Raw genomic sequence first — 26,324 nt, 5'->3', positions numbered from 1 at the left:
AAAGTATCTGGATTGTGATAAACCACATTATCACTTTCTTGGTTCCTGAAAGGGTGAATTCGCCGGCAAATTCTGATAAAATGAGGTGAATTTTTAATATCTTCCCCCAATAAATGGAGGTATCAATAAGATGGCTCAGACCTACTGCAATGTCTGCACTGCCGATTGTCCCGCCTCATGCCGCCTCCTGACCGATGTCGCCGACAGCCGGATTATCGGCATAAAAGGTGATCCCCGGGATCCTTATACCCGGGGGAAAATCTGCGCCAAGGGCTATGCACTGAAAGAGCTGGTCTACTCTCCCGACCGGGTTCTTTATCCCCTTAAACAGCAAGGAAAAGGGAGTGGAAATTGGCAGAGGATTTCCTGGGAACAGGCTTTCCTGGAAATCGGGAACAAACTGGTGGGCATAGCACAAGAGTATGGCAGTCTATTGCCGGTCAGTATGAATAAATTCTTGGGAACTACCGGTCTTTTAAGCCAGAGTGTAGAAGGTTTTTTCAGTTCCTTGGGTCCGATCACCGCCCTTATGGGCAACCCCTGTGTATCTGCCGGAACCGACGCTTTTATTCTGAATTATGGTGCTCTAAAAAAACCCCTTCCTGAAGATATGAAGAACTCCCGGCTCATTCTCATTTGGGGGGCGAATCCGGCCTGGACGGCCATCCACCAGATGCGTTATATTTTTGAGGCTCAGGACCAAGGAGCCATCGTTGTTGTGATCGATCCCATCTTCACCTCTACCGCTGCCCGCAGTGATATTTATTATCGGATACGCCCGGGAGCAGATGGCGATCTGGCTTTGGGGCTTGCCAAGATCCTGGTTGAGGAAAATCTCATCGACCATGAATTTTTAGATAACTTCACCTTTGGCTGGCCTGAATACCGTGATTATTTGGAAACCGTCGATCTCAACCAGGTTTCATCTTCTACGGGTATTCCCCTCGCCGAACTGTACGAGTTGGCACGTTTGTATGGTACCATCAAACCCGCTACGATCAGGTTGGGCCCTGGCATTCAACGGGGTCCCTCCGGCGGACAAAACGCCAGAATCATTGACTGCCTGGCCGCCTTAACCGGCAACATCGGTATTTCCGGCGGCAATGTGCATTATACTTCCTATGAACAGTTACTCCATGCCGGTAAGTACGGTCAGCTTCGTTTGCCTTACGGAATAAGGCAGGGTTTATCTGAAAACAATGAAGGTAACACCGGCCATCGGATTCTGGGGACCGATTGGTATACGCATTTGGATACCCTTGATCCGCCTTTAAAATTCCTGTGGGTTGCCGGACGCAACCCGGTGGCCCAGGACCCCGACCCGGCACAACTTATCCAGGCCTTGAAAACGATTGATACTGTGGTTGTCGCTGAGCAAACTCTCTCGGCCACCGCCCAGATGGCTGATTATGTACTGCCTGTTTCTTCTCCTTTTGAATTTGAAGATGTGGTGATATCATTTTGGCATTATGGTGCGGCGATTAATCAGCAAGCCATTCCCCCTTTAGGAGAAAGCAAGTCGGATTTTGCCATAATGCACGGGCTGGCCTCCGTGCTTCATCAGCTCAAGCCGGGTTTAAGCTCTTTTCCCTTGCACGGAGATCCCCGGACATGGCTGACCCAGGAATTTACTTCACTCAATGATTTTCTGGGCATCACCGACTACCGCGAACTGGCCCATAACCCTGCCCGAGTGAACCTGCCGGCTGTCCCCTGGCAGGATCGTCAATTTCCTACGGCCTCCGGACTCTATGAATTTTACTCCTTTACAGCCGCCTTCCATCAAACCCCTCCCCTGCCCATTCCTGTTGACCAGCCTGTCTCATCACGTTCTTATCCATTCCGTTTAATGGTTTCCCGCTCCCCCATCACTCTAAACTCTCAGTTTTACACTATCGATTTATTGCGGCGTTTGGAAAACCTCCCTTTACTCCTCATTCATCCTGATACCGGCAAGCAAAAGAACCTGGCGGAAGGGGATCTGGCGAAAGTATATAATGAAATGGGTGAACTGGAATTGCCCGTTTCCTTCTCCCTCAGCCTCCCACCTGATATCGTGCTCACTTATATGGGGACAGAAGATATCCATAACACACTAATCAATACCCTGCTTAGTTTTGAGAGTACCGATCTGGGACAAATCTTCTCAGGAAGCCCTGGCATTGCTTATAACAATTGTTTCGTCAATTTGGTCAAGATGGGGTAGCAAAATGAAGCAAAAAGGTTTTGTTTTCGATCCAAACCGTTGTCTCGGATGCCGTTCCTGTCAGACGGCATGCTCTGTCAACCATAACCTGCCGCCAGGTATTACTCTGCGCAAAGTAACTGCCATTGAATTGGCCATGGACGGGCATCTCCTCAAATACTATCTTTCTTCATCCTGCAATCATTGTCTCAATCCTGAATGTTTTCGTTTATGCCCTAATCACGCCTACCGCAAGCGGCGAGACGGCATTGTCGTATTTGACGAAGGAAAATGCAAGGGCTGCGGCACTTGTATACGCAGCTGTCCTTTCGAAGCTCCCGTACTCCTCCCTGATACCGGCAAAGTCATCAAATGCGATTTATGCTTTGCTAAATTGGAAGAAGGTGAGGAGCCTTTCTGTATAGCGGCCTGTCCAGTGGAAGCTTTAAAGCTCTTTGATCCCTCGGAGCATCATGAGCACCTTTTGCTTAAGATCCTCCCCGGAATCCCCCGGATTCAGGTTACCCGGCCGGCTGCCCGCTACCACCCGCTCAAAATAGGGAAGCAAGTCGGCTTACAGCTCCCCAACCATACTATGATGAAGGAAGGTGGCAATAATGACTCATCCTGACGGACTATTCTATCAGCTCATTCAAGATCTTGCTCAAGGTAAAGGGTTGCCTCATTTAATCTGGCGCTTATCTCAAATCCTTAACCGGCCGGTGCTGCTTACCAATTCAGTCCACCGCGTCCTGGTCTTCCATGATCCCCATCATCTCAATCTTGATTTAGATGAGTTCTTATATGTTCCCCCTGTAAAACTCGATGAAGCGGATTTTCTAAACCGCTCTGAACATAGTTTGCATCATGGTCAGCTTACTTTAAATGGTCAGGTTTTCCCCTTTGTTTATTTGCCCTTGCTGGCCGGAGACTATTGCTTGGGCTATATTTTTGTTCTGGAAACCTACCCCCTTGCCGATTCACTAAAGCCAAAATCCCTGTCTGCAGAAGACAAGGAAACTATCTTCGAGGCCTCCATGCCCTTGCTGCTCTGCCTGAAAAACAGCAGTGAAGTCAGCTTAAGGCAAGAACAATACCGGGACGATTTCATTCGCGATATCCTTTACAACAATTATGATTCGAAAGCAGCCATCCATGAAAAAGCAAAATCCTGGGGGTGGAATTTACAAGGCTCCCTGCTTGCCCTGGTTATTGACTTGCCGGATCGAGATTTCAAAACGGCCCGGGAAATATTGCCCCGCTTATTTAACCACTCCTCACCGATTAGCGCTTATATCAACCTGCAATTGGTGATTATCCTCAATATTAACGGGTTAAAAAAGGTAAAGCTTAAGACTGCCTTGAATAATTTTATTAACAGCTTTCTCGATCGGCTCGCTGACCACGGAAAAGACCGTTCCTCCATCGGTATAGGAATAGGCTCAGGAGTCCCTTCCATCACTGATTTATATAAAAGCTATCAGGAAGCCAAGGTCGCCTGGGAATTAGGAAAAGTCTTTGATCATAAAAGCGTTTGCTACTTTGAAGAGATGGGGTTTCTTAAATTTATCTTTACCCAGCCGGCCAGGGAGCTGGAGGAATTCAGCCAACGGGTTCTCGGTCCTCTGCTTGAATACGACCAGGCTGAAAATACAGGATTGCTGGACAGCCTCAGGGTATTTATCGAGTATAAATGTCAGATTGCCGAATGTTCTAAAGCTCTCTACGTTCATGAAAATACCCTGCGCAACCGCATTAAAAAAATCGAACAAGTAACAGGCTTCGACCTGCGCCGGGTTGATCATATGGTCAATGTCTATATTGCCTTACAGGTATTAAACTTGGGGAAAGATGATTAATATAACCAATCATTAATATTGAAAACCAGATCTTTATTCCTTATAAGGATCTGGTTTTGATCAGGATAGGTTCCCATATCATCCTTTTCACGAGTTCCTGCATCAAGTATCTGCAATATATCCAAACCATTGTTTGATAAGGCGGGCAGGTCTTGAAGATAACGGATGGTTATTGAAGGGCTGCTATGTTTTTGCCGGCAATCCTGCCAAAGACGGCCGCTTCACCTAAATTGCCTCCGCCATTGTACATATCGGGCCACATGGCACCGCACTCACCGCAGCTATACAGGTGTGGGATGGGGTTTCCATCCAGATCAAGGACTTCTGCTTTGCTGTTTCTTTCCGGTCCGCCCTGAGTATTATACATGGTGGGACCCAGCTTCATAGCATAATAAGGAGCGGTGGCCACCGGAAGCAGTGAGGCTCCGCTGCGGCCGAACAGTGCATCGGCTCCTTGGGTGCAGCTGGCATTCCATTCATCCAAGGTCTCTTGAAGGGTTTTGGCATCCAGTTCACAGGCCTTGGCCAGCTCTTCCACCGTGTCGGCCTTGATAATCCAGCCTTTGGCAATTTCTTCTGCATTGCCGGCACTGAATGAACTGACCAGTTTGTTGGCGGCAACCTGGGTGCTGTCCACAATATACCAGGTAGGCAGGGGAACCGGCATGTTCACCCAACGTCCGCCAAAGTTGATCCTGCCGTGGCGGTTGGTCTGAGCTTCATTCATAAAACGTCTGGCATTGGGTCCGACCATGATGCCTTTCTGGGGTGTTACCGTTTTGCAGCGCTTGGCATCGGGGGGCATGAATCCCCACAACCAGCCGGCGCAGTTGCTCATATGCCAAAGCTTGGCTTTAACCTCCTGGGCCATTTTTATCCCATCCCCAGTATTATAGAGAGCTCCATAAGGGTAAAAGTAGGGTTGCTGAGTAAAGTTGGCCAGCATCTCTTCATTATTCTCAAAACCGCCGCACGCCAGCACCACACCATTGTTTGCCCGTACATTAAGGACTTTGCCGCTTTTAACAACCTGCACGCCCAGGATTGCCCTGGTCTCAGGGTCCTGAATCAAATGAGAGCCGGGTGAATCATACCAGACCTCGATCTTGTCAGCCCGCTTTTCCACATTATCATGGAGCAGTTGATAGAAGGCACCGTCGAAATTTTTGCCGCTGACCAGCCAGCAGATGCAATGGTCGCTGCCGGGCAATTCCGGGTATTCATTCCAAATCCACGGCTTGCCTGATCCGCCCATTCCTTCATCGAGTACATCAGCATTTGCCCCAAGGCTGATCAGCCACTCACGATTTTCCTTAGCTCCATCGGCGAAAGCCCGAATGATCTCATCGGAAATGGTGTGGGTGAACAAGCCGCTCATGGCTTTCACATACTTAAACAGCTCATCGGCATTGTCCGTGCCCATGATACCTTGGCCGGAATACTTGGTATTTCCCCCTTCCTCGCCTTTGGCTGCCTTTTCAATCAGAAGGACCTTAGCACCTGCATCGGCCGCAGTGATGGCGGTAGCTGCTCCCCCTGCACCGAAACCGATAACGACCACATCTGTCTCATGATCCCAGGATTGCAAAGCGGTGCCATTATTGCCGGCCGAGGCGGGCTCAGAGTTGCAACCCGTCAAGAAGGTGGCTCCAAGGGCGGCACTTCCGGCCAAAAGTCCGGTGTTTCTGATAAAATCTCTCCTGGAAAATCTCTTGTTCTCCCTTTCTTTCTTGGTGTCAGACATTTTCAATCCCTTCCTTTTCCTTACACTTTCCACACAAACGAGATAGATATCCCTTTCACAATCTCAGGCCTGCCACTGCTGTCAAGGGTGTTGAGAAAGTTCAGATAGCGAAATGATATCTCACATTTGCATAGTAATTCTTTAAGAATCAAGCGTCAAGAAACAAATTTTCACTTTATTTTTCTTTTCTTTTAATTATTTCTCAGTGTTTTAAAGTGTTTGACATTTTAGTATGGAAATATTGTTGTATATTAGTGAATTATAAATTTTAATAGATATTTTTTCAGATAAATACAAAGAATAGACCTTTTGCCAGGGGCGGCAAGAATTTTGTATCTTTACTGCATGCAGCTCAAATGATGCAGCGCTGCAACATTTGAACTGTCTTCCCCATGGGAGAGGCGAGTTGGGGACCGTATTCCCGGTAGGTTTTCATCAGCCTGGCCGCCGTGCTGCGGGATATTTTTACCCTTTACCTAATCCTAAAAAAGTGCTATCTTTGAAGTATAGAATATTATTCTACGCTTGGAGCTGATCAAATGGCATATAAAACCCCCAAACATGTTCAAGAGAAAAAGGATGCCAAGAAACATCATATTCTCGATACCGCTTTAAAATTATTTGCACTAAAGGGCTTTGAGAACACCTCGATTCAGGACATTTGCCAGGCAGCGGAGGTATCTGTGGGGTCAATGTACTTTTATTTCCCCAGCAAAGAAGACATTTATGAGGAAGTATACTCCCGCATCAACAATCAATCTCTCCAGCACTTGGAACGGGCTGTCGCTGGTGCCGCAAATCTTGAGGAAATCATCCGGAAAGTAATCGAAACCATCGTATTGTCTGCTCTGCCCGACCGTACCGAAGCACAGTTTTTTCTTGCCAACCGAACCATGAGCAATCTCAAAATCAAGCGTGATGATTCCCTGCAAAAGTTCGCCCGCTGGTTTAAGGCCATACTTGATGAGGCTGTTGAAAATGGGGAATTCAATCCTCAAAATACGGAACTGGCTGCGGTAAGCTTTATTTACGGCACCTACCAGAGCGTCCGTTACTGGAATGTTTTTCAGCTTGAGACATCCCCGGAAGAAATGATCGATACCCTTTATACTTATCACAGCAAAGGTCTTGGCTTAGAAAACTGCACACCAAAGTAAGGGAGCAACCCATGATGTTTATTAAAGAATTCGGGCAAATCGATATCAACAGCATTCAGGAAGTCGGCGGCAAGGGGGCTAGCTTAGGTGAAATGACTCGGGCCGGACTGCCCGTTCCACCGGGCTATTGCATCACCGCCGGGGCTTACCGCCAATTTGTGAGCCGGGCGGGCTTAGCTGAGCTCTTGGCTCAGTTTGCCGAGCCCTCGACTATGAAGAATGAGGATATTACTCTCCTTGCCCAGGAGATTTCCCAACGCATTCTGGAAACTCCCCTCCCGGAAGAATTGGAGCAGGAGATTGTTCAGGCCTTTACCCAAATAATCGGTCACGGCTCTCTGGCTGCGGTCCGTTCCTCGGCCACAGCGGAAGACCTGCCTGAGGCCTCCTTTGCCGGGCAGCAGGAATCCTATCTCAATATCCCCCGGTCTGAGCTGCTCAATCATATTAAGCAGTGCTGGGCTTCCCTTTGGACGGAGAGGGCCATTCATTACCGCATCAATAACGGCTTTGACCAGCGTCAGGTTTATTTGGCTGTCGTTGTACAGCAGATGGTGGACTCGGAAGTTTCCGGAGTGGCCTTTAGTGTCAATCCCATGAATGCCAAGGAAAATGAGATGGTCATCGAATCGGTCTGGGGGCTTGGGGAAGGTATCGTTTCGGGCAAGGTAACCCCGGACCACTATGTGATTAATAAACAAAATGACCCGCTCATCCGTTACGTCATCGCCGACAAAGAGAAAATGGCAGTGCGCCCTTTGCACGGATCGGGTACACTTTTTGCTGAGGTTGCCGAGGCTCAGCGGCAAAGGAGTTCTTTGAGCCAAAAGGATATTCTGGAGCTTACGGAGCTGATTAAACGCATAGAGGAACATTACCAGCTCCCTCAGGATATTGAATGGGCAAAAACAGGCAACCGCTATTACATTCTGCAAGCGCGCCCGATCACTACCCTGGATAAAGCCCCAGTTCAAGTTGATGAGTCTATAGGTGAGAGTGAATTCTTCAACTTTGATCCGGAGCTTGAGTGGACAAATCTCGGCGGAGTCAAGGAGCGCTACAATAAACCCTCTTCGGTCCTGGGCTGGTCCATTCTCGAACCCTGTGACACCGAAGGCGGGCTGTATGCTTACCGCTCAATCAGCAAGAAGGAGCTTCCCTCCCCCCTATTTGCTGCCAATATTTATGGTTACTTATATCTCAACTTTACCAGCCTCAAGTCCCTTCAACCGCTGAAAATGCTTGAGCCCTATGCTGCTGTCCCGGATTGGCAGCAGTTCGCACCCAAGCGGGCCTGGTTCCAGGAGCTTACCCTCACCATCGGGTCCATAAAAGCCGGGAACAAACTTATCAAATCTTTGGCCAAAGACTTTTATGCCATGCTGCCCGGTTATCTGGATAAGATAGACAAGTATAAAAAGACCGATGTCACTGGTCTGACTACGCCGGAACTTCTGGATTATATAAAAAACAACCTGGAGCTGGCCAAACAGTTCTTTCAGCTTCAGCTGCCCAGCTTATCGGTGACCGAGGCTCTCTACAACATGCTGACCGGTTTCATGAAAAAGTGGCTGGGAGACAAGGATTTGACCTTAAGCTCCAAGCTGGTCTCAGGCCTGCCCGATAATCTGACCGTCCGGACCAACAACAAACTATGGGAGTTGACTGAGACCATTGCCTCATCGCCCTATTTGCGGGAATTATTGGCACAGAGCACTATTCCCGAATTTTTAAGCAGGTTGGCTGATTCTGCAGAGGGGAAAGCTTTTCAAGCCCAATTGACTGATTTTCTGGGGGACTATGGGCATCTCAATGTCAACATGGATATCGCCGAAGACTTCTGGTGGGAGAACCCGGGGATCGTATTAGCCATGGTGAAAGGCAGCCTTACCGCCGACAAACGGATTAATCCGGAAGAAAGGGAGCAGCAAAAGCAACAAGAACGGGAAGAAACTGAAGTCTTGGTCCGCAGCAAACTGAACTTTGTACAGAGAGCAATCTTTGCTAAACTGCTTAAATCCACCCAGTCCTATATGCTTCTGCGAGACAACCGCCATTTTTACGTCACCATGCCCTTCTCCTTAATCAAAAAAGCTGTGGTCACCCTTGGGGAAAGGCTTACAGCACAAGGATATTTGCTTGACCCGCGGGATATCTACTATTTGACCTTGGCAGAGATCGAAGGATTGCTGTCCCACCAGCTGACCTGGAGCCAGGGCTATGAGAAGATCAACAGAAGGAAATCGGCCCCCCGGGTTGCCCTTGATGATCTGCCATCCTTATTTAAGGGCTGGCCTAAATTAAGCGGGGATGCAGCAACAGCCAGGCAAGCATCTTCTGTCCCCTCAGCAAACAGCGGGCAGGAATCAGCTCTTCAAGGTGTGGCCGGGAGTCCGGGGCAGGTGCACGGCCAGGTCAAAATCATTTGTTCTCCCGCCGATTTCTCACGATTTCAGGCCGGAGATATCCTGGTTGCGGAAAATACCGATCCGGCCTGGACTCCCTTGTTCTCTATCGCCAGCGCGGTAGTCACTGAACATGGCGGCCTCCTGAGCCATGGAGCAATCGTCGCCAGGGAATACGGCATACCTGCGGTGCTGGGGGTGAGGAACGCCACCAAAATCTTCAGGGATGGACAAACCATCACGGTGGATGGTAAAAAAGGTGCCGTCTATCCCGAGTCATAGCAGTGATGATCCATGAGCACCTAACTATTTTCCTTGATACATTGTATTTTTGAATCCCAGTATACTATTTTAAAACACAGTTCATCCTACATGGAGAACTGTGTTTTAAAATAGTATACTGTTTCCCTGTAGTTGATTTTTCCCTGAAAAGTCAACTACAAGTTGCTTTAAGGTTGACTTTGTAAACTTTATACTATAAGTGGAGGTGACATTGATGAAAGAAATCAATCTGGCGTCGGTCCTTGTGGCCAAACGCAGGGAAAAAGGAATCACCCAGGATGAACTTGCAGCCTATATCGGTGTTTCCAAAGCATCTGTTTCTAAGTGGGAAACAGGGCAAAGCTATCCCGACATCACATTCCTCCCACTGCTTGCTGCCTATTTTAACATCAGCATCGACGAGTTGATGAGCTATTCTCCGCAAATGGAGCGCTCGGACATCGCCAAGCTCTACACCCGGTTAGCCGCCGATTTTGCTAGTCGGCCTTTTGAAGATGTGATCGCGGAGTGTGCTGCCCTCATCAAAAAATATTACTCCTGTTTCCCGCTCCTTGTGCAACTGGTCAAGCTGTACACAAATCACTTCATGCTGGCGGGAACACAGGAGCGCCAAGAGGCCCTCCTGAACGAAACCGTGACGCTATGTGAGCGGATTCAGGCAGAAAGCGGCGATGTTCAGCTGGCCAAAGAAGCGGTTTCATATCAGGCCCTTTGCTCTCTGGCTCTGCAAAGGCCACAGCAGGTTCTGGATTTACTTGGGGAAGGAATCCGCCCCATGCTGCCGGAGGGTATGTTAATCGCACAAGCCTATCAGGTTATGGGCAACATCGGCAAAGCCAAAGAAACCTTGCAGACAGAGCTATATCAGTATGTAATGGTGGCCTTTCAAGGGCTGCTGAACGTCCTGCAAATGGCTACGGACCATTTTGAAAAAGCGGAAGAAGCCTTTTTGAGGGCCTCAGATCTGGCACAAATTTTTAATATGAAACAGCTGAACCCCAACAATGTCATCCTGCTTTACGCACTGGGCGCCCGTATGTATTGTGCGAACAATTCCCACGCCAAAGCTATTGAACTGCTTGGCAACTATGTGGATACCTGTGTGGGAGGATTCTTTCCCTTCGAGCTCCATGGGGATGCCTTCTTTGATCTGATTGACCCGTGGCTGAAGGATTGCGGTGCAGCCGCCCCCCGTAGTGAGCAGGTGATCAAGGAAAGCATGCTGCGGGATGTACTGATGAATCCAGCCTTCGCTTCGCTGCAGGATGACCCTGGCTACCGGCGGCTCGTCCAAAAAATGGAGAGATTTATAGGCAGGTAACATGGAGGTTATGGACATGGATGAAAAAATAATCATTGGCGAAGGAACACCATACCCTTTGCAGGGAATTTTGTCCTTGCCGGATCATTGTTCGGCAAGAGTTCCGGCTGTGGTTCTGGTGCACGGCTCCGGCCCTGCGGATAGGGATGAAAGCATCGGCGCCAATAAGCCGTTCCGCGATATTGCCGAAGGGCTGTCAAATAAAGGAATCGCCGTACTTCGCTATGACAAGCGCACAAAGGTTTACGGAAAACAGCTGCTGAAAGCAGGCCCCAGCGCTGTAACTGTGAAAAGCGAGACCATCGAGGACGCCATCCTCGCCGCCAAACTGCTTAAAAATGATGACAGAATTGACCCTGACCAGGTATATATTTTGGGTCACAGCCTCGGCGGGATGCTCGCGCCGCGTATTGACGCGGAGGGCGGCGATTTCGCGGGCATGATCATCTGCGCAGGCTCACCGCGCCTTTTTAGCGACATTTTATTGAGTCAAAACGAGGATATGCTGGGCCAACTGCCAAAGTTGCTGCACTGGATCGCCAATAAGCAAATCGCAAAGCTCAAAGCCAAATTCACCGCCATCGCCGGCATGAGTGAAGAAGAAGCCAAGCAGGTGAAGGTTTTTGGCAAAACCTACGCATGGTATTTCAAGGAGATGGACGCCCATCCAGCTGCCGATTACCTTGCCAGGACGGAAAAGCCCGTTCTGATTTTGCAGGGCGACAAGGATTTTCAAGTCACCGCAGAAAAGGATTTCGCTCTCTATCAGCAAATCTGCATCGGTAAGCCCAATGTCTCTTTCAAGCTCTACCCCGGACTGAACCACCTGTTTATGAAGTCGGTTTACGGCAGGGTCAAGGATTTCAAAAAAGAGTACAAAGTCCCCCAAAAAGTGTCTGCAGAGGTTTTAGCGGATATCGCAGAGTGGATAGCAAGGTATGATTGATTTCGCATCTTCAACAATCTAATAAGCGCTGCCTCAGCATATCCCAATCCTCTCTAAACTGACGTGCCAGATTAGGCCGCCTCCTTACTGCCAAGGGATGGTAGGAGACGATGCAGGGGTATCCCAGTATAACATGCCATGATCCTCTCAGATTCTTTACGTGGGCCTCCTGGTCATCAAACATCGCCTGAACAACGGTATCTCCCAGACAAACCAGCAATTGCGGCTGTATGGTTTTTATTTGTTGGATCAGAAAGGGTTTACTGAAGGTCCTGGCTTCTTCTTTATTGTATCGGCGAAGGGGCCGGCATTTTAAAAGATACGTTATATAAATGTCATCCGGCGCCAAATCAGCTTGATGCAAAGCTGTCTGCAACGTTTGCCTTGTGCCGCAGACATATTCATGGCCATCTTTGTCTTCACGGGCGCCTGGATTATCTAAAATTATAACAACAGGCGCCTTGGGATTACCCTCTCCCCAAATGATCCGCGCTTTTTCCGTGCAGACTTCACATTCCCTATAAGCGACGGCTTCTTTGGGCAATTTATCTTCCGGCCAAATCACCGGTTCAAAACACGAATCCATATTAACTCTCCTAACCCTGCTGGGATTATTAGGACCAACTATTTAGCTATCGCTTTAATGGTTATATTGTCCATAATTTGCGATATATTTCATGATCGCATTACCACCCATTACATATTACCTATCACTCATTACCCATACCCATTTCCTTCCCTGCACTTTTGCCACCCATTACGCATGAAATTTGCTTCGTCAGCTTGCATCGATGCATGGTGTTATTAGGAAAAAATAAACCGTTTTCTCCCAAAACCAAACAAAACCATTGATAAATATAAACGTTATGCAGTATAATATCATTGGAAGAATGTAAATCATGTTTATGTCAGTTCAATAGCGACGTTCACAAACTTCATCCTCTCACCAACACTAACACAAGCAAATAAAACAAACATCACCATTAAGCTGCATGTTCCCGAGCTAATCGGATACCAGTCAATCGTGCTGGTTGTGACAGTAAATTTAGATTAAAAACTGAAAAAGATCTCCGAGCCGGAATGAACCTAAAGAGCAATTCTATGGACACCGGACAGGGCCCAGGCCCTCGGGGTATACTTGGAAACGGGTATGCCTTCACGTTTGAAAAGGAGGTGGATTAAAGCCAACTGTGTATGAAATCAGTTATGGCTCCGCTTTCTATTGGCGGAGCCATTATTTTTTTAAATTTTAAAACTGTTAGGTGGTGAATTTCATTGGCAAGTATAAAAATGAAACAAGTCATGGAATTTTTTGCGGAGAACTATGATATAAACCTCAATGATGCTGAAGAATATTTCATGGCCATTGTTTCTGTCGGATTGTCTTTAAATAAGGAAATGCGAAAAGATGTAGCTGCAATCTATAATCAGAACAAATTAATGTTTTTTGAAAGCACTAAAGAATTTTCAGGATATAATCATGTTTTGCTGAGCAGCGGCGACCTGGAACAAGAAATTTATGCTAAAAAAACTTTAGGTATTTTGCTAAGCGCTGAACAGTCCGAGCTGATCAAAGTGAAGATCTTACGGCTGATCAAGAAGCATTACAAAGATATCTATGTTTACGCTCAAAATAATAATTACGATGGATTTAGAAAGAAATTATCAGCCATAGAAGACACCAGCAAAAACCTCAAGGTAACAGAAACCCTGATTGTTTTATTTTTTTACACTATGAAACAATTAAATGAAAATATAATCAACCTGCAAGTAGTCGAAAATGCCTTTAATGCGGCGAGTTTGTTTATTAACATTAACCCTATCAATACGGATATTCAAAATGAATTAAAAAGAGAAACCCGATTAGCCCAGGTAAAACAGATCGTCAAGGATGAACTTGGAACAATAAAAAACTCTTCAGATATTCTTTATAGTAACCATAAAGATTTAAAAACTATGGTAAGTTGTTTGCGCAATCTCCTGATCATCGACAAATTAGATCTTGATTTCATTGCACCCAAGGTTAACCAGGATGATTTGGATAAAGTTATGCTGGCCTTTATAAAAACAACAGGAAAAGCGGAATTTGATGAAACTCAAGTTGTGCAATCCTTCGGTGCCGGATATATTATGAAAATGCTGCTTAATGAATACTTAAGAGCGAGGGAGCTTTATCTTACTTATAGTGATGAAGATGCCCTCTATTCCGAATTAAAAGCTCTTAAGGAAAAGCTGGATACTGCATCATTGGCAAAGGACACTGTTGAAATCCAGGCGCACCAACTGAAAAGCGAGATTGAAACGCATGAGCTTAAACTGAAAAATGCCTTATCAGAGCAAAGCAGATTTTATGAAGCACAAATCAATGAGTTAAATAAGGAGATCGATAGACTTAAAATAAACCTGGATGCGGAAATGAAAAATAGAGAGGAACTTTTTCAGCTTCGGGAGTTTTTCATCGATCTTAAAAACGACTATTCACCTACAGATACCTCCTTGGATCTATCGAGGTTTATCGCCAACAAGAAGCTCTTAATCATCGGCGGGACCCCAAGTTGGCGGAAACGTTTGGAGGCTAAATTCCCCACCATCCTTACGGCAGATGGCTTTAATGACAAGATTGAACTGAGAAGTTATGGAGAGGTGGATTTTGTTCTCTTCTATTCAAGCTATATGAGTCACAAAACCTATTATAAAACCGTCGATTTCGTAAGAGCCAATGATATTCCGGCCGGTTATATTGGTAAAACAAATATGGATTTAGTCGAATTTGAAATAGCTGAAGAATTAAATAAGCGATTAGCGGCTCATTAGTGGATTTTTAAGCATGTTCTCGGTTTGAGCATAAAACGACGGTATGAGACCTGAACATTTTGATGAAATGTTCAGGTCTCATACCGTCGTTCCTTTACTGTGGAGATAATGGGACTCGAACTGTTTTGCATTAAGGAAGCGTCGTGTTCCCATGAATCTTCAAATTCGTTTTAATCCTGGGCGGATACTCCTTCAGCGTCGTTGCCATGTTGGTGGCGATCTTCAAGGCCTCTTTTCTGTTTTTTTCCTTCTTCACCGGATCTATTCTGTCCAGGGCGACGAGGGCTTTCAGCAGCTCTCCGTAATCGTTGAGCATGTTATCACGGTGCGTGGCGTATTGGGCATCATACCTCTCGCTGTCGGGATGAACACTTTCGGCAGGCCGCACCGGTTTCGGCTTGATGACTCTCGTTACGACTGGAATTGGTTCGGCGGTCCTTGCCAACTCTTGTTGCCTGGCTTCGCTGTTTTGGTCATTTTCCTCTGGCGTCTGCTTCCTTTCCTTGACGGTCTGCTCCAATTCGCGGACAGACATGGTTTCCACCTCGTGTCTGCCATAAATTGCTCCCGCTCTTCATCCGGGACGCCAAAGAGGATAAGTCCCTGCATATAGCCCAAATGATGCAGCGCTGCAACATTTGCACTCTTTTCCCCATCGGGTGAGGCGAGTTGGTGACCGTATTCCCGGTAGGTTTTCATCAGTCTGGCCGCCGTGCTGCGGGAATAACTGACTGACTCCTTAAGCCAGTTGATCCACTCCCCATGAGGTACCAGTTCCTTGGCCTCCGTCAGCCGCCGCCCAATCTCGACGGCGTTGACCAGCAGCATTTGACCGCTTTGTTCCTTAATAAGGTTAATCTCGGACGCGATTTGCCCAGGCGTCCGGGCAGATAGTATATCACTCATATTATGACCCATCCTTATCCGGCATGTCTTTTTCATACTACGTTATAGAATATGCCGGCCTCCAGACAGGTGTGTGTACATCAGAAGCAACCTTATTCAATTGACCTGTAACCATGATACAGGATTGACATTCTTCTCGGACAGTTCCCTTGAACTTCATCAATTAGGCTTAGGAGGATTTCGTGCCGTAAATATTAGGCTGTCCCTTTTGGTAGCATATATATGCCGCAGATAATGGCTTGCAAGCAATTCCAACTGGTTAAGCACCAGGCCATGCATAAACATAGCTATTGCACCCAGCATAATTGCTGGTAACATAATAATCAGCCAAGTAAAATGTTTAAGCTTCCATGCTGAGCACTCTAAGACTTCAGACATTTAAGAGAAAACTATTGAGGAGAAAGGATTTGGTTGACATGAGTATAAGCCCAAACCCAAACATTGCTGAAATAGCTGCTCTCTTTGGGGAAACATCCCGTGCAGCGATACTGACAAGCTTACTGGATGGCCGTCTGCATACCGCCAGTGATCTGGCTTATCGAGCAGGGATAACCCCTCAAACCGCCAGCTTCCATCTTGGCAAGTTGGCAGAAGGAGGGCTCGTCAGCGTTGAAAAACACGGCCGTCATCGCTATTATCAGCTGGCAAACGGCGAAGTTGCCAGCCTTTTGGAATCCTTTCTGGTTATTTCTCCCCAACCTGAGGTCAAGTCTTTAAAACAATCCGCTCAAATGGTCATGCTGCAAAAGGCCCGAACTTGTTATGATCATTTGGCTGGGAAACTAGGTGTAGGGATTACTGATTCCATGCTGGATTCCGGTTATTTGAAAAAGGACGGCAAAGAATTCGTCCTCACCGAAGCAGGAGTACAGTTTGTAATTAATTTCGGACTTGATTTGGAAAGCATCAAGAAAAAGCGACGCTCCTTATCTCATGCCTGCTTGGACTGGAGTGAGCGCAGCTATCATCTTGCCGGTGCTTTAGGAAATCAACTTATGCAACATTTTTTTGACTTGGGATGGATTACACCCCTGCCGGGCATCCGGGCTGTCAAGGTGACCGATCAAGGAAAAGCAGGCTTTAAACAATACTTCAATATATCCCTGTAATTACTCCCTCGCTGCCTCGTTCAATTTGCTGAGACCCTTTTGTGATTGAAATCTTTATTGACAAGGAAAATACCTATAATGATCAGCAACCCGCCGGCTAACAGGGAAGGATATAATGGATCGCCTAAAAGCAGCCAACCGGTCAGCACCCCAAAAAACGGGGCTAAAAACAAAAAAGCACTGGTTTTTCCCGGTTCTCCCTTTTGCAACAGGTAATACCAAAGGGCAAATTGAACAATCGAAGATATGAGGCTTAGCCATAACAGAATAAGCAATGCAGTTCCGTTTACAGTAAAGAATGGGGTTTCCAGTATAAAGCTGCCAACCCAAAGGATCAGTCCGCCGAAAAGCATTTGATAAGCCGATAAAACCCATATATCCGTTAAGCCGCCCCACCTTTTCGTTAATAATGTAGCAATTGCCCAAAAAACGGCTGAGAGAATACCGAAGAATACCCCTATCCTAAATTCAATTTGCGCCCCCATGGTAATACTCACTCCAACCAAACCTAAAATGACACCTATCCATTGATAAAGCCGGTAGCGCATTTTTAGAAAGACAGTGCTGAATAAAACCACCAGCAATGGATTCGTAAACGTGAGAATGGCCGATTCACTGGCTGTAATTGTCCTTAAACTTAAGAAAATACACCCCATCACTCCTGCAGTCTGGAAAGCTCCAATGATCAATAGTTTAACCCATTGGTCTTTTGTGGTTGGATGGGTTCTTTTTAATACGCCTACAATGATTCCCATGATGCCCCCGGCAAGGATGAAGCGCAGTGCCGCCAACAACAACGGGGATGAATAAATCAGACCGATTTTGACGACTGCGAAAGAGGACCCCATCAGAAATGTCGTCACCACTATCAAAAGCGTAAATCTGGAAGCACTCATTTTCCCATCTCCTTCTCATGCTTTGCTCATTAGAATCATTATAGCCGCTTAATACTTCAACAACCCTCGAAGTATGCAATACATTACAGAAGGGATTTCTTTAAACTCAGAAACAATTGTGCCGTCCGATTGCTTGGTGAGATGGCCAGCTCCCGCTGCAGGAGTTGGACATAACGATCATAATGCCGAATAAGGGAGGGCAGGTCGTTCTGCGCCGCATAAACTTGCAGCAAAAAGCAATGGGACTCTTCATCCAGTTCATTTATGGCCACAAGTTTCTTAAAGACCTGCAGCGCTAAGGCTGAATTCTGATTCTCCAAAAGGTACCGGCCCAGCTTTTTAGCAAAGCTGCAATAGATATCCCCTAATCTCTCCTTTTCAGCTAAGGACCATTGGTAATCCTTATCCCCAAAAAGTTCCCCGGCAAATAAATGAAACGTCTGGATTGCTTCCTGGAGATTAGCCTCGGTGATGCTCGGCAAGGTACGGACTTTATTTTCAAACTCGATGAAATCAATATAGAAATCCTTTATTTCCATGACATAGCTCTCACTGGCGACCACAATGGCCGAGCGTTTTCCATATTGCTCTAATACTTTTCGTAATTTATAGACGGTTGTATTCAGATAGGTTTCCGCATTCTGGGGAGACATGCCCTGAAAAACATCCTCCATGATTCTCCATTTGGAAGTCAGTCTTTCCCGATGGACTAATAGATAGGCAAATAACTCCTGCCCTTTGGATGAGCTAATCATCACAAAGTCGTCGTTGGTATTTCTAAGATCCAGTCCGCCTAAACAATAGACGAATAAGACCTTGGCCTGTTCAACCGTGTTCCGTGAGGAAATCCCGGCAGCCTTGCGTTGCAGGACACGGCTTACCGTCCTTTCCAGCCTTTCCTGTTGGATCGGCTTGACGATATAGTCAAATGCCTGAACTTCAAAGGCCTCCACGGCATAATCTTTATAGGCGGTTAAAAAAACCACATAGAGATCCGGGAATTCCGCCAAGCTTCTCCATGCAAAATCAAGTCCGCTTTCCCCTGGCATTTTAATGTCCACAAAGGCCAGCTCCACAGGGTTATGCTTAAGAAAATGATACGCATCTCCGGCGTTCAAGAATTCGCCGACGATTTCCACCCTGGGGATCTTGGCCAGCATTTTGTTCAGAATAAATAAGGTCGGTTGATCATCATCGATAAGAATTGCCTTCATGCTTCTCCCCCTGCAAAAATTGATTTACCGGATGTTGAGAGAGAAAAACTGAAGGTGCTTCCTTTTCCCAGTTCACTTTCCACCCATATCTCCCCGCCGTGACTATGCAGGAATTCTTTACAGAGCCTAAGCCCCAGCCCTAAGCCCTTTTCTCCTTCAGTTCCCCGGGTCCCTGGAGTGGCATCCTCGAACAGGGTTCTTAACCTCGCCGGGTCCATCCCGATTCCGGTATCCGTAACTGAAACAATCACGTTGGTGGAGGATGAGTGTGCCTGAATGGCGATTGTTCCGCCTTTGGCCGTAAATTTTATGGCGTTGTCCAGGAGATTGCGCAGAACAAATTCCACTAACTCCCTGTCTGCATAGACATGCAGATTGGCTGTGATCCTGTTTTTGACCTCTATCCCTTTCCCTTCCGCTTGCCTGGCATAAATCCTGAGGGTTTTTTGAGTGTTTAGATACAAGTTGATTTGGGAAGGGTTTAGACTTACTTTCTCTTTCTGTTTTTGAAACCACTTCAAGACGTTTTCCATCATAGCATAGGTATATTTGACCTGATCTGACACTGTCGTTAAAAGGTTGTGATAGTCTGGGTCATGATAGACTGGGTCACGTTCCTTTCCCTCCAGCAGTTCCATCAGACTGACCAGGGTTGCGATAGGGTTGCGGATATCATGGGTAATTGCCTGAATGAGCTGATCTTTTGTCATATTGAGCTCAGTCAGCTTCTGCGTCAACTGAGCCTGTCTTTTGTGAAGAATTTGATCCGTTATGTCCTGGGTAAAGAATACAGCATAGGTCACATTTCCTTCTTCATCATAAATAGGCGTTCCGTTAAACAGCAAATGGGTCTCACCGGTTATCCCCTTCATCATAAAGTGATATTGAGATACTTTTTCTCCACTGAGCACTTTGATCTCCGGGATATCACAATAGTCCATTTCTGTTCCGCCGGCATAAAAATACAATCCTTTGCGGAAGGCCGAGCCAATCGTAAGATCGGCGGCAGCTTCGACAAATTGGGTTTTGACGGCCTCGGTATAAAACAAGTAATTACCGTTGCGATCCACAATGGATAACAACGCCCGGTCCGATATGGTGCTGAAAACCATCTCCATTTGCCGTTTCAGCAGGGTTAACTCTTTTTGAACCAGCTCTCCGCTGCATTCTGAATCCGAGGTCTTCTGTCCCCGGATTCTGTCCTCCGTAATATCCGTAAGCACCGAAACCGTTCCCCTTTTCCGGAAATTATATTCTTGAAGAGGATACACTTTTACCCGGAAGAATCTGGCCTTTCCCCAAGCTGAAACATCGATCTCAAACTCATCTTCATGCCCATTCTTACAGGCCGATTGCCATTGGGGCCAGGCAGAGAGCACCGACTCAATATTCTTGCCGATGACATTGCGCTTCACCCCGATAATGTCGTAGATAAACCTGTCTACGGCAACATTATGATCAACGACTCCGCCCTGTTCGTCGACGATGATCATCCCTTCCTGAATCGCATCGATGGCTGCCGCTCTTGCCAGGGGCAGCCATGGCAAGAAACGATACCTGGATATACCTAAAAAAATACCCATGCCTGCAATAGACACCGCAGGCAGCATTTTATTCTTTTGGGCAATGTCAAGCACAGATTCTACGGCCAAAACAGCCCTTACCTGTATAGGCAAAGAAAATACACCGGCGATTCCCACATCTTGCACCCTATACCCACAGATAACCAACCCTAATGAAAAGATCGCAAAAAGCAAGGTTAATTGCTGATGAAACTTCACTGAACAAACCCCTAATCTAACTTTGGAATTCATCACTCAAATCAGTCTGACGTTATCGTAGCATCACCCTTTGGTTTTGCATAGCCATGAGCAATTAATGACTCATGGCTTCGCTTTTACTAAGACCATAGCAAGCGGGTTGTCAGAATTCTGTCAGATTCCTATAGTATTATTTTACGAAAAAGACCGTTTATTGTCTATTAATGCAAATATATGCAAGTTTATTGTTGATTTTGAAACTTGAGCGAAAGCTGTGCATTTTTTCCGGAAAGGTGATGGAACTGTACGAAATGTATTACTTTGCTTTCAACAAATCATCGGAACCCATGTTATTTGCCGATCCCAATACAGGAAGGATCTTCGATGTCAATCAAGCCTTTCTGGCTCTGCTGGGTTATGCCAAGGATGAAGTCATGGTCAAAACAACCTTTGATCTGGGATTATTGCCAGAAGAAGACAGCCAGCCCCGCCAGCCCCTATGGGTTAAAACCAAAAATGGCTCTTTAAAATCCGGGATGGTTTCAGCCACTGATTTAGTGCATAAGGAAAAAATGATGCGCCTTATGGTTTTTCAGGAACAATCTGAGAACGGCAACTTTACCCTTGAAGAAATGCTGACCCAAACCATCAGCCTCATCTCCAAAATCAGCGAATTTCGGGACCCCTATACTTCAGGGCACCAAAAAAGGACGCAAAAACTGGCCTGTGCCATTGCCTCAGAGATGAAGCTTTCAGGGGAGGCGATCCATCATGTTTCTATGGCTGCTGCGATTCATGATGTGGGAAAAATATATATTAGCTCCGATATTTTGAACAAACCAGGAAAGCTGACCCAACTTGAGTATCAGATGCTCCAAACCCATGTGGAAGTTGGTTATGAAATTATTAAAGATTTCCAGCTTCCTTGGCAGATCCCGGAAATCATCAGCCAGCACCACGAGCGGTTGGATGGCTCAGGCTATCCCAAGGGCCTGACCGCCTCACAGATCTTCCTTGAAAGTAAAATCCTCGCCGTGGCAGATGTTGTCGACGCTATGAATTCACACCGCCCTTACAGGCCGGCCCTCGGGATAGAGGCTGCCCTTGAGGAAATCTGCAATTATAAGGGTGAAAAATATGATTCTGAAGTTGTTGAGCATTGCGTGAGACTTTTTAAAGAAAAGCAAGCAATGCCCAATCGCTTCAAAATATGATTTTAATAGCAAAGGAGGGATACCACACATGCAGGTCGTCGTATTTAAGCTCAATGATCAGGAGTTCGCTTTCCACATCCAATCGGTAAAAGAAATCATCAAAATTACAGCCATAACCCATGTTCCCAATGCTCAGGAGTCTGTCCAGGGAATTATCAATCTCAGAGGAATGGTTACACCGATTATTAACTTAGCAGAGAGATTTGGCTTTAAGGAGAAGCCCACTACCGAGCATTCCCGAATCATTATTCTTAATATTTTCGAAAGTACGGTTGGGGTTATCGTCGATAGCGTTTCCGAAGTCTTAATGTTCAAGGATGAAGATATACTAGCCCCTGGTGATGAACCGCTGGTCCTTGAAAAATTCATTCATGGCATTGGAATGCTGGACGATCGGTTGCTTATTCTTTTGAAGCCTGAGGAGATTCTCGGTGGAATATCTCAAAGTGCCTGAGGCTTGATATCTTGACTCATCTCACCCCGTATTGAACACAGCATCACCTTTAGTTGAATTTCAGAAGGGAGAAACATAATGAAAGCTTTACAGAATCTCAGAGTAGGAACCAAAATAATCGCTCTTGTGATGTTAATGGCCGTCTTTCTTTCCGTTGTGGGTTACACAGGCTATTACAATAATCTGAAGTCCAATGATATTATCAATACCTTGTACACCGACAAGCTTAGATCCATATCTTTGCTTAAAGAAGCCCGGGCAGCTAACCGCAACATTCAAGGCATCTCTTACCGGTTACTGACAGCCCCTCTCACTCAAACTGAATATCTTGAACTGAAAAACGAGATGGATGCTTTAATCACTCAATTCAATGAAATCTGGACCAATTATAAACAGACCAATCCAGATACTTATGAACAGGATATGTTCCCAACCTTTGAGTCAGAGTTGGAACAATATCGGACCGAGCGCGAAGAGGCCCTGGCCATTGCCTCAGCAGGGAATGAGGAGGAGGGGTTCCGGTATTTTACAAGGGAAGTTACCCCCCACATGGAGAAGCTTAACTCCATCCTCCTGGAAATATCCGATTACAACGATCGGACATCCAAAGAAATGATGGATCAGGCCAATGAAGATTTTAAAAGCTCTACTCGGGTCATCATCATCGTCTTGGCCGCAGCAGTGGTGTTGGCAATCGCCGTGGGCACGTTCATAGGCAGACTTATTTCAGTACCGTTAAATAAAGTCGTGACCAATGTCAATGAGATTGCCCGGGGCAATCTTACCGTTGAAGCGGTCAAGCTGGATACGAAAGATGAAATCGGGATCCTGGCCCAAGCGGTCAACCAAATGGCTGCCAATCTTAAAGACCTGATCAAACATGTCAGTGTCTCGGCGGAACAAGTGGCTTCTTCCTCAGAAGAGCTCTCGGCAAGCTCTGAGCAGCAGGCACTTGCCACAAGCCAGGTCGCCACAGCCATTGCTGATGTAGCCGCCGGAACGGAAAAACAATCCATGGCCATTGATGATACGTCCATGGCCATTGAACAGATATCTGCAGCGATTCAGCAAGTAGCCGCCACCAGCAGCGAGGTGGCCGAACAAGCCAGCAATACTTCCCTGGCGGCCCAGGATGGTCAAAAAGTCATCGACCAGGCTATCAAACAAATGAATAGGATCGGTCATGCTACAGACGTCACCCAAGGAGCCGTTGACAAACTGGCCCAGGGCTCCAGAATGATTGGCGAGATAACGGATGTGATCTCCGACATTGCCTCCCAGACTAATTTACTGGCCCTTAATGCTGCAATTGAGGCCGCCCGGGCCGGCGAGCAGGGCCGCGGTTTTGCAGTGGTTGCTGAAGAAGTGAGGAAACTGGCCGAACAATCCTCCAAGGCAGCCAACCAAATTGCGGAGTTAATCAACGAAAATCAACTCAATATCAATAACGCCGTAACCGCCATGCAGACTGGAAACCAGGATGTGCAGCAGGGCATCGAAATGGTATCTTCTGTCGGCGCGACCTTTGAGCAAATTGCCGGCTCAATCAACCAATCCGTCAACAGCATCCAGGAAGTATCCGCCAGTGTCGAGGAAATGGCCGGTGGAAGTCAACAGATCGTTAATGCCATCAACCAGATCGACACGATCAGCAAACAAAATCTCAGCCAAAGCCAGACCGTTTCAGCGGCCACCGAAGAACAAAGCGCTTCCGTGGAACAGATCTCTTCTTCCAGCCAGGCCTTAGCGAAAATGGCCCAGGATCTTCAGCTTGCTGTGAGCAAGTTCAGCGTCTAGGCCGAAAACAAATCAGGCACCCTACGCTTCATTCAGCGTAGGGTGCCTTTACACTCATTTTTCTATCCTCGGAACTCAATTAATTCACCGTCAGGGCCTTGAAAAACAACTCTTTTCCAACCTGTTTCCTGAGGTGTTCTGGGCTCGGGAATATGTGGCTCAGTTGCGACTGGAATCCCTGCGTTTTTAAGCTTTTGGTAATCTGCATCAAAATCATCGCTAATGAGACAGAAATGATACCCCCTATTCTCCCTTTCCTGTGTCCATTGTTCAAACTCTAGCACAGTATCGCCCAACTTAAGGTAAACAACCTTTTCTCGAGGTTCGGTACCCCGGGAACATCGTGTTCAAAATACTTTTTGAACCCAAAGTTTTTTTCATAAAAGTCAATCGACTTTTGTCTGTCTTTTACAGAAAATGCAACATGGTCAATTCGTATAAACATTACTCAATATCTCCTGTACTCAATCTCGAATTTTAATTTGCAACACAACCCAATTGGCAGAACTGGTATTATTGAATCCATGGGTCTCACCATGAGGGGAGAAAATTATATCCTTTTCTTTCAGAGGCATTTCCGCATTGTTGATTGTGATGGTACCTTCACCAGAAATTACATAAAAGACTTCATCGATGTCAGAGTGCTTATGGTCAGGTGTTGTTTGCCCAGGGGCATAAAGCAAAAGTCCTGTATCCAGCCTGCCTTCTTTGAATATGGTCTTGCGAGCGCTTTTTTCAGTTGCCAAATCAAGAATATCCCCAATATTAATTTTATTCATCACTTTATTGCTCCTATCTTTTTGAAATTTAAAGTTGCTTTCAGCTATTATTAACAATTTAAATCCAAATCAAGCTTAAACGTTAATGCTGTATACTCACTATAATAGTGTTACAAACTATTCGCAAGAAGGCACTATTTTGTGCTATACTAACCAAATAGTAAGTATTGAGTATTAACCGGCAGGAGTGATTATAATGCCCTGTGATAAATCATGCCCTATTGAGCATACAGTCAACTTGATCGGGCACAAATGGAAGGTGCTTATTCTAAGAAATCTATTCAATAATGGTACACAAAGGTTCAGTGACCTCAGTAAAGGAATCAGCAAAATAAGCCAGAAGATGCTGACACAACAGCTTCGGCAGCTGGAGGCAGATGGGATAATTTATCGAAAAGTTTATCCGGAGGTACCACCAAAGGTCGAATACTCTCTTACGGCGCTTGGAAACTCTTTAAAACCGATTTTGGATGCAATGAATAGTTGGGGAATAAACCATCTAAAACAAAGTCAACTGGATCAGCACAATAATGAATAATTATCGTACCACGTTCATTACGCATCTCAGCATAAGCGAAATAGCTGAACTGTTATCTGTAACAAGTTATCTGCAACAAGTTGTCAGCTTTATAAAAAGAAAAGACATTAGCGCATCTTTACCTCCCGGTATCAACTCACGCTAATGTCTTTTCCTATTTTTTATTTTGAACAGCAGATTACCCGTTATCATACAGCCTTTGCCCAAAGCTCCACATGGCATTCAGTTCACAAAATTCAGCGATATAATATATTTCTCCCCAGCCAATTACCTTATTTTCAGCAGTATAAAGCTTCTGACTAATGACCAGCAGGGGATGGCCTTCTTCAACATTTAACAAGGGGCATACTCCTCCGGAAGCATTTTTAGCGCAGATTTTCAAATCCTTCTTAATCGAAAACAAGGATGTTTTTTTTCCGGCTAACTCAGGGAACGTAGCATACTTAATTTCCCTTTCGACCAAAGGCAGGCCACGGTTGTAAGGCAAATACTTAACATCGTACGCAATCGGGGCACCCTCCGCCAAGAGAAGTCTCTTGATGACAATAACATAGCGGTCGTCAGGAATCTGCAACTCATACATCATTTTGGTGCTGGGAGGAACGACATTCACTTCCAATAATTTGCTGGAGGCGGCAGATCCGCCGGCATTATTCATTTCATTAAAGTTTAAAATATATTTGTCTGTTACCGGTTCGCGGACAAAATATCCTTTTCCGGGCGCAGAATAAGTATAGCCTTCCTGTTCCAATAAGGACAGGCTTTTTCTTACCGTCACTCTGCTGATCTGGTACTCTTGGGACAACTCATTTTCAGAGGGGAGCATATCGCCAGGTTTTAATACGCCCAGCTGAATCTTTTTTCTTAGTTGGTCCACTAATTGAATGTACAAAAGTTCTTTCATTGCCAGCTCCTCAAACAACACATTTGCCGGGACGAGCATT

Annotated in this window: 22 protein-coding genes, 1 pseudogene and 1 riboswitch; of the genes and pseudogenes, 13 read left to right on the top strand and 10 right to left on the bottom strand. The window is 46.2% G+C overall.

The features are described from left to right. Positions 1-130: 130 nt before the first annotated feature. Genes DHAF_RS08120 through DHAF_RS08110 form a run of 3 tightly spaced genes read left to right on the top strand, consistent with a single transcriptional unit; the run spans position 131 to position 4,044 of the window. Positions 131-2,206, top strand: a complete 2,076-nt coding sequence (locus tag DHAF_RS08120; RefSeq protein WP_015943557.1) for a molybdopterin-dependent oxidoreductase — start codon at positions 131-133, stop codon at positions 2,204-2,206. Between the two features lie 4 nt (positions 2,207-2,210). Then, a complete protein-coding gene (locus tag DHAF_RS08115) occupies positions 2,211-2,816 on the top strand; it encodes a 4Fe-4S dicluster domain-containing protein (protein WP_015943556.1) in 606 nt (201 codons plus the stop codon). Further along, entirely contained in the window at positions 2,803-4,044 is a 1,242-nt protein-coding gene (locus DHAF_RS08110; protein WP_015943555.1) for a PucR family transcriptional regulator, read from the top strand. Before DHAF_RS08115 ends, DHAF_RS08110 begins: the two co-directional genes overlap by 14 nt. A gap of 169 nt (positions 4,045-4,213) precedes the next feature. Here DHAF_RS08110 and DHAF_RS08105 read toward each other — a convergent pair whose 3' ends face one another. Further along, a complete protein-coding gene (locus tag DHAF_RS08105; RefSeq protein ID WP_015943554.1) occupies positions 4,214-5,788 on the bottom strand; it encodes an FAD-dependent oxidoreductase in 1,575 nt (524 codons plus the stop codon). A gap of 539 nt (positions 5,789-6,327) precedes the next feature. On the opposite strand from DHAF_RS08105, the gene DHAF_RS08100 reads away from it, so the two are divergent. The 4 genes from DHAF_RS08100 to DHAF_RS08085 all read left to right on the top strand — a co-directional run bounded on the left by DHAF_RS08100 (position 6,328) and on the right by DHAF_RS08085 (position 11,899). Beyond that, positions 6,328-6,945: a TetR/AcrR family transcriptional regulator gene (locus DHAF_RS08100; RefSeq protein ID WP_015943553.1), complete on the top strand. Its 618-nt coding sequence runs from the start codon at positions 6,328-6,330 to the stop codon at positions 6,943-6,945. An 11-nt stretch (positions 6,946-6,956) separates the two neighbouring features. After that, positions 6,957-9,632, top strand: coding sequence for a PEP/pyruvate-binding domain-containing protein (locus DHAF_RS08095; RefSeq protein WP_015943552.1), 2,676 nt, complete (start codon positions 6,957-6,959; stop codon positions 9,630-9,632). 214 nt (positions 9,633-9,846) lie between these two features. Next, complete coding sequence (locus tag DHAF_RS08090) at positions 9,847-10,953, top strand: helix-turn-helix domain-containing protein (protein ID WP_015943551.1); 1,107 nt, start codon at positions 9,847-9,849, stop codon at positions 10,951-10,953. 16 nt (positions 10,954-10,969) lie between these two features. Continuing rightward, a complete protein-coding gene (locus tag DHAF_RS08085) occupies positions 10,970-11,899 on the top strand; it encodes an alpha/beta hydrolase family protein (RefSeq protein WP_015943550.1) in 930 nt (309 codons plus the stop codon). 10 nt (positions 11,900-11,909) lie between these two features. On the opposite strand, the gene DHAF_RS08080 is transcribed toward DHAF_RS08085, so the two are convergent. Continuing rightward, on the bottom strand, positions 11,910-12,485 hold the full coding sequence (locus DHAF_RS08080; RefSeq protein WP_015943549.1) for a uracil-DNA glycosylase: 576 nt from the start codon (positions 12,483-12,485) through the stop codon (positions 11,910-11,912). 470 nt (positions 12,486-12,955) lie between these two features. After that, positions 12,956-13,088: riboswitch (molybdenum cofactor riboswitch) on the top strand. 86 nt (positions 13,089-13,174) lie between these two features. Here DHAF_RS08080 and DHAF_RS08075 point away from each other — a divergent pair. Continuing rightward, a complete protein-coding gene (locus DHAF_RS08075; RefSeq protein WP_015943548.1) occupies positions 13,175-14,713 on the top strand; it encodes a hypothetical protein in 1,539 nt (512 codons plus the stop codon). 130 nt (positions 14,714-14,843) lie between these two features. Here DHAF_RS08075 and DHAF_RS08070 read toward each other — a convergent pair. After that, a pseudogene (locus DHAF_RS08070) lies at positions 14,844-15,655 on the bottom strand (DUF3102 domain-containing protein). A gap of 380 nt (positions 15,656-16,035) precedes the next feature. Here DHAF_RS08070 and DHAF_RS08065 point away from each other — a divergent pair. Continuing rightward, entirely contained in the window at positions 16,036-16,728 is a 693-nt protein-coding gene (locus tag DHAF_RS08065) for an ArsR/SmtB family transcription factor (protein WP_041272059.1), read from the top strand. Between the two features lie 20 nt (positions 16,729-16,748). On the opposite strand, the gene DHAF_RS08060 is transcribed toward DHAF_RS08065, so the two are convergent. From DHAF_RS08060 to DHAF_RS08050, 3 genes are all read right to left on the bottom strand, one after another. Further along, positions 16,749-17,624 (bottom strand): DMT family transporter, encoded by an 876-nt coding sequence (locus DHAF_RS08060; protein ID WP_015943546.1) that lies wholly within the window; start codon positions 17,622-17,624, stop codon positions 16,749-16,751. Positions 17,625-17,707: 83 nt separating this feature from the next. Beyond that, the gene (locus tag DHAF_RS08055) at positions 17,708-18,838 is read right to left on the bottom strand and encodes a response regulator (protein ID WP_005809602.1); all 1,131 of its coding nucleotides are present in this window, start codon (positions 18,836-18,838) and stop codon (positions 17,708-17,710) included. Then, entirely contained in the window at positions 18,835-20,619 is a 1,785-nt protein-coding gene (locus tag DHAF_RS08050; RefSeq protein WP_015943545.1) for a sensor histidine kinase, read from the bottom strand. The genes DHAF_RS08055 and DHAF_RS08050 overlap by 4 nt, the downstream gene beginning before the upstream one ends. A 203-nt stretch (positions 20,620-20,822) precedes the next feature. Between DHAF_RS08050 and DHAF_RS08045 the strand changes: the two genes are divergently transcribed. The 3 genes from DHAF_RS08045 (at position 20,823) to DHAF_RS08035 (ending at position 24,063) form a co-directional block, all read left to right on the top strand. After that, positions 20,823-21,812, top strand: coding sequence for an HD domain-containing phosphohydrolase (locus DHAF_RS08045; protein WP_041271935.1), 990 nt, complete (start codon positions 20,823-20,825; stop codon positions 21,810-21,812). A 28-nt stretch (positions 21,813-21,840) separates the two neighbouring features. Continuing rightward, positions 21,841-22,266 (top strand): chemotaxis protein CheW, encoded by a 426-nt coding sequence (locus DHAF_RS08040; RefSeq protein WP_005809606.1) that lies wholly within the window; start codon positions 21,841-21,843, stop codon positions 22,264-22,266. Between the two features lie 78 nt (positions 22,267-22,344). Beyond that, on the top strand, positions 22,345-24,063 hold the full coding sequence (locus tag DHAF_RS08035) for a methyl-accepting chemotaxis protein (protein ID WP_015943543.1): 1,719 nt from the start codon (positions 22,345-22,347) through the stop codon (positions 24,061-24,063). 62 nt (positions 24,064-24,125) lie between these two features. On the opposite strand, the gene DHAF_RS26675 is transcribed toward DHAF_RS08035, so the two are convergent. Genes DHAF_RS26675 through DHAF_RS08025 form a run of 3 tightly spaced genes read right to left on the bottom strand, consistent with a single transcriptional unit; the run spans position 24,126 to position 24,842 of the window. Beyond that, entirely contained in the window at positions 24,126-24,347 is a 222-nt protein-coding gene (locus DHAF_RS26675) for a VOC family protein (RefSeq protein WP_338009697.1), read from the bottom strand. Continuing rightward, complete coding sequence (locus DHAF_RS26370) at positions 24,341-24,508, bottom strand: VOC family protein (RefSeq protein ID WP_242659951.1); 168 nt, start codon at positions 24,506-24,508, stop codon at positions 24,341-24,343. The genes DHAF_RS26675 and DHAF_RS26370 overlap by 7 nt, the downstream gene beginning before the upstream one ends. 19 nt (positions 24,509-24,527) lie before the next feature. Further along, positions 24,528-24,842, bottom strand: a complete 315-nt coding sequence (locus DHAF_RS08025; RefSeq protein ID WP_015943542.1) for a cupin domain-containing protein — start codon at positions 24,840-24,842, stop codon at positions 24,528-24,530. 196 nt (positions 24,843-25,038) lie between these two features. On the opposite strand from DHAF_RS08025, the gene DHAF_RS08020 reads away from it, so the two are divergent. Continuing rightward, complete coding sequence (locus DHAF_RS08020) at positions 25,039-25,380, top strand: winged helix-turn-helix transcriptional regulator (protein ID WP_015943541.1); 342 nt, start codon at positions 25,039-25,041, stop codon at positions 25,378-25,380. Positions 25,381-25,558: 178 nt separating this feature from the next. On the opposite strand, the gene DHAF_RS08015 is transcribed toward DHAF_RS08020, so the two are convergent. Further along, complete coding sequence (locus tag DHAF_RS08015) at positions 25,559-26,284, bottom strand: GntR family transcriptional regulator (RefSeq protein ID WP_015943540.1); 726 nt, start codon at positions 26,282-26,284, stop codon at positions 25,559-25,561. Positions 26,285-26,324 lie beyond the last annotated feature (40 nt).

The organism is Desulfitobacterium hafniense DCB-2, assembly GCF_000021925.1.
GTDB classification, from domain to species: domain Bacteria; phylum Bacillota; class Desulfitobacteriia; order Desulfitobacteriales; family Desulfitobacteriaceae; genus Desulfitobacterium; species Desulfitobacterium hafniense.
Note: the sequence above shows the minus strand (reverse complement) of the source record. Positions and strands in the feature narration are given on the sequence as shown.

Excerpts from the sequence above, each read along its gene's own strand:
- DHAF_RS08120 (WP_015943557.1), top strand. The coding sequence starts at position 131 with ATGGCTCAGACCTACTGCAATGTCTGCACTGCCGATTGTCCCGCCTCA.
- DHAF_RS08115 (WP_015943556.1), top strand. The coding sequence starts at position 2,211 with ATGAAGCAAAAAGGTTTTGTTTTCGATCCAAACCGTTGTCTCGGATGC.
- DHAF_RS08110 (WP_015943555.1), top strand. The coding sequence starts at position 2,803 with ATGACTCATCCTGACGGACTATTCTATCAGCTCATTCAAGATCTTGCT.
- DHAF_RS08105 (WP_015943554.1), bottom strand. The coding sequence starts at position 5,788 with ATGTCTGACACCAAGAAAGAAAGGGAGAACAAGAGATTTTCCAGGAGA.
- DHAF_RS08100 (WP_015943553.1), top strand. The coding sequence starts at position 6,328 with ATGGCATATAAAACCCCCAAACATGTTCAAGAGAAAAAGGATGCCAAG.
- DHAF_RS08095 (WP_015943552.1), top strand. The coding sequence starts at position 6,957 with ATGATGTTTATTAAAGAATTCGGGCAAATCGATATCAACAGCATTCAG.
- DHAF_RS08090 (WP_015943551.1), top strand. The coding sequence starts at position 9,847 with ATGAAAGAAATCAATCTGGCGTCGGTCCTTGTGGCCAAACGCAGGGAA.
- DHAF_RS08085 (WP_015943550.1), top strand. The coding sequence starts at position 10,970 with ATGGATGAAAAAATAATCATTGGCGAAGGAACACCATACCCTTTGCAG.
- DHAF_RS08080 (WP_015943549.1), bottom strand. The coding sequence starts at position 12,485 with ATGGATTCGTGTTTTGAACCGGTGATTTGGCCGGAAGATAAATTGCCC.
- DHAF_RS08065 (WP_041272059.1), top strand. The coding sequence starts at position 16,036 with ATGAGTATAAGCCCAAACCCAAACATTGCTGAAATAGCTGCTCTCTTT.
- DHAF_RS08060 (WP_015943546.1), bottom strand. The coding sequence starts at position 17,624 with ATGAGTGCTTCCAGATTTACGCTTTTGATAGTGGTGACGACATTTCTG.
- DHAF_RS08055 (WP_005809602.1), bottom strand. The coding sequence starts at position 18,838 with ATGAAGGCAATTCTTATCGATGATGATCAACCGACCTTATTTATTCTG.
- DHAF_RS08045 (WP_041271935.1), top strand. The coding sequence starts at position 20,823 with ATGCAAATATATGCAAGTTTATTGTTGATTTTGAAACTTGAGCGAAAG.
- DHAF_RS08040 (WP_005809606.1), top strand. The coding sequence starts at position 21,841 with ATGCAGGTCGTCGTATTTAAGCTCAATGATCAGGAGTTCGCTTTCCAC.
- DHAF_RS08035 (WP_015943543.1), top strand. The coding sequence starts at position 22,345 with ATGAAAGCTTTACAGAATCTCAGAGTAGGAACCAAAATAATCGCTCTT.
- DHAF_RS26370 (WP_242659951.1), bottom strand. The coding sequence starts at position 24,508 with ATGTTTATACGAATTGACCATGTTGCATTTTCTGTAAAAGACAGACAA.
- DHAF_RS08025 (WP_015943542.1), bottom strand. The coding sequence starts at position 24,842 with ATGAATAAAATTAATATTGGGGATATTCTTGATTTGGCAACTGAAAAA.
- DHAF_RS08020 (WP_015943541.1), top strand. The coding sequence starts at position 25,039 with ATGCCCTGTGATAAATCATGCCCTATTGAGCATACAGTCAACTTGATC.
- DHAF_RS08015 (WP_015943540.1), bottom strand. The coding sequence starts at position 26,284 with ATGAAAGAACTTTTGTACATTCAATTAGTGGACCAACTAAGAAAAAAG.